The organism is Brevibacterium sp. (genome assembly GCF_022712115.1).
Taxonomy (GTDB): Bacteria; Actinomycetota; Actinomycetes; order Actinomycetales; family Brevibacteriaceae; genus Brevibacterium; species Brevibacterium salitolerans.
The window spans coordinates 1-8,640 of the sequence record NZ_JALAHB010000268.1; the positions used below are offsets into that span (position 1 = coordinate 1).

The 8,640-nt window shown below is 73.7% G+C and carries 7 protein-coding genes and 1 pseudogene; 7 read left to right on the forward strand and 1 reads right to left on the reverse strand.

Features of this window, described 5'->3' with window-relative positions:
• From Q0A33_RS15915 to Q0A33_RS15930, 4 genes and pseudogenes are all read left to right on the forward strand, one after another.
• A pseudogene (locus tag Q0A33_RS15915) lies at positions 1–265 on the forward strand (hypothetical protein); the annotation flags it as partial.
• Positions 262–1,308, forward strand: coding sequence for an NAD(P)H-dependent glycerol-3-phosphate dehydrogenase (locus Q0A33_RS15920; protein WP_291799140.1), 1,047 nt, complete (start codon positions 262–264; stop codon positions 1,306–1,308). The pseudogene Q0A33_RS15915 and the gene Q0A33_RS15920, both read left to right, overlap by 4 nt.
• Before the next feature lie 102 nt (positions 1,309–1,410).
• The gene (locus Q0A33_RS15925; protein WP_291799144.1) at positions 1,411–1,938 is read left to right on the forward strand and encodes a YbhB/YbcL family Raf kinase inhibitor-like protein; all 528 of its coding nucleotides are present in this window, start codon (positions 1,411–1,413) and stop codon (positions 1,936–1,938) included.
• A 10-nt stretch (positions 1,939–1,948) separates the two neighbouring features.
• Entirely contained in the window at positions 1,949–3,070 is a 1,122-nt protein-coding gene (locus Q0A33_RS15930; RefSeq protein WP_291799147.1) for a D-alanine--D-alanine ligase family protein, read from the forward strand.
• Between the two features lie 4 nt (positions 3,071–3,074).
• Here Q0A33_RS15930 and Q0A33_RS15935 read toward each other — a convergent pair whose 3' ends face one another.
• The gene (locus Q0A33_RS15935) at positions 3,075–3,563 is read right to left on the reverse strand and encodes a DUF3515 family protein (protein WP_291799150.1); all 489 of its coding nucleotides are present in this window, start codon (positions 3,561–3,563) and stop codon (positions 3,075–3,077) included.
• Positions 3,564–3,607: 44 nt separating this feature from the next.
• Here Q0A33_RS15935 and Q0A33_RS15940 point away from each other — a divergent pair, with 44 nt between their 5' ends.
• The 3 genes from Q0A33_RS15940 to Q0A33_RS15950 all read left to right on the forward strand — a co-directional run.
• Complete coding sequence (locus Q0A33_RS15940; protein ID WP_291799153.1) at positions 3,608–4,813, forward strand: AIR synthase related protein; 1,206 nt, start codon at positions 3,608–3,610, stop codon at positions 4,811–4,813.
• 32 nt (positions 4,814–4,845) lie between these two features.
• Entirely contained in the window at positions 4,846–6,603 is a 1,758-nt protein-coding gene (locus Q0A33_RS15945; RefSeq protein ID WP_291799156.1) for a DAK2 domain-containing protein, read from the forward strand.
• Positions 6,596–8,640, forward strand: a 2,045-nt coding sequence (locus tag Q0A33_RS15950) for an ATP-dependent DNA helicase RecG (protein WP_291799159.1), incomplete at its 3' end; no start/stop codon positions are given. The genes Q0A33_RS15945 and Q0A33_RS15950, both read left to right, overlap by 8 nt.

The following is an 8,640-nucleotide window of genomic DNA, read 5'->3' on the forward strand; positions in this document are numbered from 1 at the left end:
CGTGGCGCACTGGGGCCTCGATCCCATCCTGCCGGTGGGGGGCAAGGTGCCCCGCCCCCACCCCTTCTCCCGTGTGCGCGTCTCGTTCTGCGAGCCGCTCGCCCCGCCGGTGCCGTCCGTGAGCGCGGGCCATTCCGGTCCGGCCCAGACGCGGCGCTTCGCGGACCGCATCACGGCCGCCATCGCCGCGGAGCTCGCGGAGCTGCGCGGCGTGCCCCTGCCGGAGCGGTTCCGGCCGGATCTCGAACCCCAGGAGGACGTATGAGCACGGCACCGGCGGAGAGCCCCGCCCCGGCAGGGGCGCAGCGCACCGCGGTCCTCGGCGCCGGGTCGTGGGGAACCACGTTCGCGAAGGTCATCGCGGACGCGGGGCACCCGGTCACGATCTGGGCGCGCAGGCAGGAGGTCGCCGAGGAGATCCGCGCGCACGGCACCAACAGCGCCTATCTGGGCGACCTCGCGCTGGGCGCGGGAGTGAGTGCGACGGCGGACGCCCGTGCGGCCCTCGAGGGCGCCTCCACCGTGGTGCTGGCCGTGCCGGCGCAGTCCCTGCGCGACAACCTGCGCGAGTTCGGCGCGGCGATCCCGCCGGAGGCGATCGTCGTGAGCCTCATGAAGGGCATCGAGGTGTCCAGCGGCAAGCGGATGAGCGAGGTCATCGCCGAGGCCACCGGGCACGATCCCGCCCGGATCGCCGTGGTCTCCGGCCCCAACCTCGCCAAGGAGATCGCCCACGGTCAGCCGACCGCCACCGTCATCGCGGCGCCGGAGCTCGCCGCGGCGGAGGCGGTCGCGGAGCTCACCGCGAACTCCTACTTCCGGCCCTACACCCACACGGACGTGGTGGGAGTGGAGCTCGGCGGCGCGGTGAAGAACGTCATCGCTCTCGCCGTGGGCCTGTGCGACGGGCAGGGCCTGGGAGACAACTCCAAGGCCTCGATCATCACCCGCGGGCTGGCGGAGACCACCCGGCTGGCACTGGCGCTCGGTGCGCAGTCGCACACGCTCTCCGGTCTCGCCGGCCTCGGCGACCTCGTCGCGACCTGCGCCTCGCCGCTGTCCCGCAACCGCAGCTTCGGCAGGCTGCTGGGGACGGGCATGAGCGTGGCCGAGGCCGCGGCGGAGACGAAGCAGGTGGCCGAGGGCGTGAAGTCCGCTCCGGCGGTGCTGGCGCTGGGCGAGGCCCACGGCGTGGACCTCCCCATCACGCAGGCGATCACCGCAGTGCTCGACGGCCGGCTCCGGGTTGACGAACTCGGCCCGCTCCTGTTGTCTCGGAAGCGCAAGACGGAGGGCCCTGCGGCCTGAGCCGCAGCCGTGCCGCGCCCCGGAGGGTGCGCGTGCGCCCGCTCGCCCTGCCGGGACTCCCCGCAGCGGCATCCTGTACGCCTGAACGAAGGGAAACGCGACATGAACACCCCGTTCCACAAGCTGAATGACGTGCCCCGCTTCGAACTGACCAGCACGGACATCGCGGAGGGTCAGGAGCTCTCCGCTCCCCAGACCTCCGGGGCGATGGGCGTGCCCGGCGGCGAGGACCTGTCCCCGCAGCTGTCCTGGTCCGGCTTCCCCGCGGAGACCAAGGCGTTCGCGGTGACCTGCTACGACCCGGACGCGCCCACCGGCTCCGGCTTCTGGCACTGGACCGTCGCGAACCTGCCGGCGGACGTCACGGCGCTGCCCGCGGGTGCGGGCACACCGGAGAAGGGCCTGCTCCCGGCCGGCGCCGTCACGGTGCGCAACGACGCCGGTGAGCCCCGCTTCGTCGGCGCGGCTCCGCCGGCCGGACACGGGCCGCACCGCTACTTCTTCATCGTCCATGCGCTCGATGCGCCGCTGGAGGTCGACGAGACCGCCACGCCGGCGTTCGTGGGGTTCAACCTGTTCTTCCACACGATCGGCCGCGCCTGGATCGAGACCACCTACGAAGCGAAGTGAGCATCAGCGCATGAGTTCGGACGACAGCCGTCCCACGGTCGCCGTACTGTTCGGCGGCCGTTCCAGTGAGCACGCGGTGAGCTGCGTGACGGCCGCGAGCGTGCTCGCCGCCCTCGACGAGGACCGGTACCGCGTCCTGCCCATCGGCATGACCCGCGAGGGAGTCTGCCGGGTGGTCGAGGACTGGCGGTCCTTCCGGTTCGGCGGAGCGACGCAGCCGGAGGTCGTGGACGACGGGACGGAGATCGTCTTCCCGCTGGACGTGCGCCGCAGCCCGCTGCGCCGGCTCGCCGCGGACGGGAGCCTGGAGTCGCTGGGCGTCGTGGACGTCTTCTTCCCGGTGCTCCACGGCCCCTTCGGCGAGGACGGCACGGTGCAGGGCATCTTCGAGCTCATGGACGTGCCCTATGTGGGCTGCGGGGTGCTCTCCTCGGCCGTCGGCATGGACAAGCGGTACATGAAGACGGTGCTGGCGGCCGCGGGCATCCCCACCAGTGCCTGGGAGTCCGTGACCGTGCGGCAGGCCCAGCAGGACCCGACCGGGGTCCGGGAGAGGATCGCGGCCCTGGGCCCCGTCGTCTTCGTCAAGCCTGCCAACGCCGGTTCCTCGATGGGCGTGTCCCGGGTGGGGGACTCGGCGGACGCCGAGGCCGTGGACGGTGCGCTGGCCGCGGCCTTCGCACATGACACCGCGGTGATCGTGGAGCCCGCGGTCGCGGGCCGGGAGGTGGAGTGCGGTGTGCTCGGCTCCCGCTTCCACGAGGCCCCGCGGGCCTCCCTGCCGGGGGAGATCACGACCTCGGGCGTGGAGTTCTACGACTTCGAGACCAAATACCTCAACCCGGACGCCGTGAGCCTCACCTGCCCGGCGGACCTGGACCGGGCGACCACGGCGGAGGTGCAGCGGCTCGCCTGTGCCACGTTCGAGGCCTTCGACTGCTCCGGGCTGGCGCGGGTGGACACCTTCGTCACACCCGCGGGGGAGGTGCTGGTCAACGAGATCAACACGCTGCCCGGGTTCACGCCCTCCTCCATGTACCCGTTCATGTGGGAGCGCAGCGGCCTGCGCTACGAGGAGCTGGTGGACACGCTCATCGACATCGCCCTGCGGGACCGGCTGCCCGCGGCCTGAGCGCTCAGGCCGCGGGCACCTCGCCCTCGACCTGCTCCGCGTCCCGGGCGTCCACGCACTGCGCGGTCTGCTCGATCCGGCTCACCGCGGAGGAGACCGCGGCCAGAGCGGTGGCGCCGGAGACCTCCTGCGGGGACACGAGGACCTCGACCGCGGGAGACCTGCCGTAGGTGACGAACTGCCACGTGTCCTCCTCGGCGCGCACCTGCACCCAGTCCACCCCGTCCACGTTCACGCACGGGTCCGTGGTGGGTGCGGGCTCCGCCACCCCGCAGCGTGCGATGACGCTGGCGGGGTCGCCCCAGGCGCTCGTCGCCTGGGCGGAGGTGGGGCGCTTCTCCAGCTCGCCCACCGTGTCCGGCATCCACAGGGTGGGCAGGGCGCAGGCGGGGTCCTCGGCGTTCTCCGCGGGATCGAGGGCGAGAGTGTTCGCACATCCCGCGAGCAGGGTCAGGGCGGCGGCGGACAGAACGGTGAGTGACCTGCGGAGCATGCCCCCAGGGTACGTCCCGGGTCCGGTCACGGCATACTTGGACCATGTGCTCCGACCGCCGTGTGCCCGCCCGCTCCTCGGCACCGGCGTCTCCGTCGCAGTCCTCCGCGGAGCCGACGCTCGCGGAGCTCGGCGAGGACGGCGTGCTCGCCCGGATCCTCGCACGCATCCCGTCCGCCGGCGCAGGAGCTGAGGGAGTTCCGGGCGCAGGTGCCGCGGTCGAGGTGGGCCCCGGCGACGACGCCGCCGTCACCGCTCTGCCCGGTCGCCTGGTGAGCAGCGCGGACATGCTGGTGGAGGGCGAGGACTTCCTGCGCGGGTGGCTCGATCCCCGCCGTCTGGGGGTCAAGGCCGGTGCCCAGAACCTCGCGGACATCTGCGCCATGGGCGCAGTCCCCACAGGTCTGCTCCTCTCGCTCGCGGCTCCCGGCGACACCCCGGCGGCCGTCCTCGAGGGCATCGTCGAGGGACTCGTGGAGGAAGCCGGGCGCGCGGGAGCCGCCGTGCTGGGCGGCGACCTCTCCGGCGCCGGGCAGCTCGTGGTGGCCGTGACCTCGCTGGGCGGCCTGGACCCGCGGCTCCCGGCGCTCACCCGTGACGCCGCGCGCCCCGGGGACGTGCTGTGGCTGGGCGGCCGGACGGGCTGGGCGGCAGCCGGCCTGGACCTGCTGCTGGCCTCAGGCGCAGCACTGCCGTGCACCCCGGAGTGCGCCGCCTGCTGCGCGGAGGCCGTCGAGGCGCAGCGGGCGCCGCGGCCGGACTATCCCGCGGTGGACCGGCTGCGTGAGGCGCTGGGGCATGCGCGCGAGGGTGCCGGGCACGGCCGGCGCGCCGCGCTCATCGACCTCTCCGACGGACTGCATTCGGATGCGGGCAGGATCGCCCGTGCCTCCGGCGCGGTGCTCGACCTCGACGGCGAAGCCCTGCGCGCACTGGCCGGACCCCTCGTCCCCGTCGCCGCGCACGTACTGGCGGTGCGTGGGGACATCCCCGCCACGGACCCCGCCGCGCTGGCCCTGCACTGGGTGCTCACCGGAGGGGAGGACCACGGGTTCCTCGCCGCCGCGCCGCCTGAGGCGGTTCCGGTAGGCTGGGCGCGCATCGGCCGCGTGCTGCCGGGTGAGCCCGAGGTGCGCGTCGACGGTGCGCCGGCGGTACACGGCACCGGCGGCTTCCGGCACTTCCGTGCGCCGGAGGACGGCGAGGACGTCACCGGTGCGCCCGGCCCCCGGAGACGGGACCGGGCATGACAGGGAAGCGGGAGAGGACCACGAGGGAGCACGTGCAGAGGTCAGACGAGGAGCATCCGGACGACCGCGCCGCCGTCCGCCTCAACGCGCGGCTCGCGACGAGCTGGGCGCGCCGGACCGTCGAACGCCTGCGCCGTGAGCGCGGGGGCATCAACGCCATCAACGTCTTCCCCGTGGCAGACGGGGACACCGGCAGCAATCTCTACCTCACCGTGCGCAGCGCCTATCGCGCCGTCGAGGAGCTCGAGGGGCCCGCCACTCTGCCGGAGGTGGTGAGCGCCATGGCGACGGGTGCCCTGCGCGGCGCCCGCGGGAACTCCGGCCTCATCCTCTCCGTGGCCCTGCGCGGTGTGGCGGACGCGCTCGAGGGCATCGACGTGCCCGCGGCCGGGGACTTCGCAGAGGCGCTCTCGCTCGCGGCCGCCCGCGCCCGCGAGGCCGTGGAGACGCCGGTGGACGGCACGATGGTGACGGTCCTGGACGCCATGGCGGAGGAGGCGCAGCTGCGGGCGGCGGCGGGGGACTCGCTCGTCGCCCTCGTCGAGGCGGTCCGCGACCGGTCGCGGACCGCGCTGCGGGAGACCACGGGACAGCTTCCGGTGCTGCGGGAGAACCAGGTCGTGGACGCGGGATCCTCCGGGATCGTCGAGCTCTTCGACCTCCTCTACCTCACGGTCACCGGGATGGAGCCCGGAGGGAAGGCAGCGGCGTGGTCGGCGGGGAACGGCGCACCCGCGTCCGGCGCGGATCCCGCCCGGGCCCGCAGCACGGTGCCCTCGCGTGCCGTCGCCGCTCCCCGGCCCACCGGGCTGGAGCTCGTCGCGCACCTCGGTGAGGCGAAGGACCGCGCACGTCCGCTCCGCCGGGCCCTGGCGAAGGCCGGCGGCACCTCCATCGTGGTGAGCTGGCCGATGGCCCACGTGCACACGGCCTCCGGCGGTGGGCCCCAGGAGGCGCTGCAGCTGCTCGAGGTCCTCGACAGGCACACCGTCGTGGACCTGCGCATCGAGGACCTCGCCGCCGCACACGGGGACCCCGGCTCGCACGGAGACGCCTCCGAGCACTCCCACGTCTCCGCGCAGACCGGTGGGGACGAAGACGCCGGTTCCGGGCGGTGCCATGTGATCGCCCTCGCGGACGGCCTCGGGCTCATGTTCGCACTGGCCTCCAGCGGCGCGCTCGCGGTCCGTGCGGATGCGGCGGACGCCGTGGCCGCCGTGCGTGCGGGCGTCGCCGCGGCCGAGGGCCCCTGCTTCGTCCTTCCCGATTCCCCGCAGACGCACGCGGCGCTCCGGGAGGCGCTCGCCGTCAGGGGGCGTTCGGGGCGGCGGGGACGCACGGGCGGAGCGGAGCGGGAGCCGCGCCTCATCCGCACCCGCGATGCGGCCTCGGTCCTGGCCGCCGTGGCGGTGTTCGACCCCCACGCGGACCCGGAGGACCTGCTCGAGGACATGGTGGCCTCGGCGTCCGGCACCCGGTCCGGCTGCGTGGTGCTCGCCGAACGGGCCCAGGCGGCCGGACCACTCATGTACTCGCAGGGCGATCCGCTCACGTGCATCGACGGACGGATGCGCGGTGTGGGCTCCGTGCCGGAGACCAGCGTCCTCGAACTCGTGCACCGCCTGCTGGGCGCCGGCGGAGAGCTCGTCACCCTCATCGCGGGCGGTCAGGTGCCCCCGGCGGTGGGCGAGTCGCTGCGGGCCCGCATCGAGGAGGAGCACCCGCATGCCGAGGCCGTGCTCGTGGCGGGAGGGCAGGAGTCGTCGTGGATGGTGGTCGGCGTTGAGTGAGGCGCAGCCGCGCGGCACGGCGGGGACGGCGGAGCCGGAGACCGCGGACCGGGAGTTCGCCCGCATCGTTCCGAAGGCCAAGGACCGCACGCTCCTGGAGACCGTGGGAGTGACGAGCGTGGAGGATCTGCTGCGGCGGTTCCCCCGGCGGTGGATCGACCCCGGCGAGTTCACGAGCATCGCCGGGCTGCGCGAGCTGGAGGAGGGCACCGATGCCATCATCCACGCCTCCGTGGTGAGCGTCGACACCCGGCAGATGCACTCGCGCAGGGGCTCCATCACCACCGTCGTCCTCGCCGACGGCACGCAGGACACCGTGGACGCGGTCTTCTTCAACCGGCCGTGGATGGGCGCGCAGCTCACGCAGGACTCGCGGATCCTCGTGAGCGCCAGGATCAAGCACTACCGCGGCCGGCTGCAGCTCTCCTCACCCACCCTCCTGACCGGGGACGGGCAGATCGCGGCGAAGGCGAGCGACAGCGGCAGCGCGGCACCGGAGGAGCTGGCTCCGCAGCGCCCCATCCCCGTCTACCCGGCCACCGCCAAGCTCACGAGCCAGCGCTTCCGCACCTTCGTGGGAGCGGCACTGGACCAGGCCTCGGCGGAGCACTTCGCGGATCCCGTGCCGCCGGACCTGCTGCGGGCGCACGGCCTCATGGGCTTCCGCGAGGCGCTCGAGGCCATGCACCGTCCCGAGACGATGGCGCAGGCCCACACGGCGCGCCGCCGCTGGGCCTACGAGGAGGCGCTCGCACTCCAGACCCATCTGCTGCAGCGCCGGGAGGAGCACGAGGCGATCCACGCGCTCGCGCTCACCGGCGAGAAGCGGGGCAGCCTGCGGGAGTTCGACGCGCGGCTGCCCTATGCGCTGACCCCCTCACAGCGGGAGGAGGGTGCGCGGATCAGCGCGGAGCTGGCGGGCGCACGACCCATGAATCGCCTCCTGCAGGGGGATGTGGGCTCGGGCAAGACGCTCGTGGCGATGCGCGCCATGCTGCAGGCGGCGGACTCGGACGCACAGTCGGTCATGCTCGCGCCCACGGAGGTGCTCGCAGCCCAGCACTATCGCTCGCTGGTGGCGATGCTGGGTGATCAGGCCGTGCCGGTCCGGGGCAAGCGCGACCTGTTCTCCACCCAGGGGGGTCCGCCGCGCACCGCGCCGGGCGGGGACTCCGAGGCCGGGGCCGGACAGGAGACGGAGGTCGCGGTCGCGCTGCTCACCGGGTCCATGCCCAGGAAGGCCCGGCAGCAGATGCTCAGCGACCTGTTCCTCGGCTACATCGACATCGTCGTGGGCACGCACGCACTGCTCTCGGACACCACCATGTTCCACGAGCTGGGCCTCGTCATCGTCGACGAGCAGCACCGGTTCGGTGTGGAGCAGCGGGCCGCGCTCCGGCAGAAGGCGGGCAACAGGACCCCGCACACGCTCGTGATGACGGCGACGCCCATCCCGCGTTCGGCCGCGCTCACGGTGTTCGGGGACCTCGACTTCTCCACGCTCACCCACCTGCCCACCGGTTCCAAGCAGATCACCACCCACCTCGTGCCGCTGCAGCAGCACCCCACCTGGGTGGAGAGGGTCTACGAGGTGATGGCGGAGCACGTGGCCCGCGGCGAGCAGGTGTTCGCGGTGCTGCCCCGGATCGAACGGGAGGGGGATCCGGCCCTGGACGGACGGCCGGGGGTGGAGGACTACGCGGAGATGCTCCGCGCGCGTCCCGAGTTCTCACACGCGGTCGTCGACGTCCTCCACGGTCAGCTCCCCACCGCGGAGAAGGACGAGAGGATGGAGGCGTTCGCCGCTGGGCGGACGGACGTCCTGGTGGCGACGACCGTGATCGAGGTCGGCATCGACGTGCCCAATGCCCGGGTCATGGTCATCGTCGACGCGGACCGGTTCGGCGTCGCCCAGCTCCACCAGCTGCGGGGCCGGGTGGGCCGGGCCGGCGACGAGTCGCTGTGCTTCCTCCTCACCTACGCCGACGAGGACTCGGCCGCCATGGAGCGCCTGCGCACCGTCGCGGGCACGCTCGA

What these genes read in the sequence shown, in the direction of transcription:
- Q0A33_RS15920 (WP_291799140.1), top strand. Translation starts at nt 262, where the DNA reads ATGAGCACGGCACCGGCGGAGAGCCCCGCCCCGGCAGGGGCGCAGCGC.
- Q0A33_RS15940 (WP_291799153.1), top strand. Translation starts at nt 3,608, where the DNA reads ATGTGCTCCGACCGCCGTGTGCCCGCCCGCTCCTCGGCACCGGCGTCT.
- Q0A33_RS15935 (WP_291799150.1), bottom strand. Translation starts at nt 3,563, where the DNA reads ATGCTCCGCAGGTCACTCACCGTTCTGTCCGCCGCCGCCCTGACCCTG.
- Q0A33_RS15930 (WP_291799147.1), top strand. Translation starts at nt 1,949, where the DNA reads ATGAGTTCGGACGACAGCCGTCCCACGGTCGCCGTACTGTTCGGCGGC.
- Q0A33_RS15925 (WP_291799144.1), top strand. Translation starts at nt 1,411, where the DNA reads ATGAACACCCCGTTCCACAAGCTGAATGACGTGCCCCGCTTCGAACTG.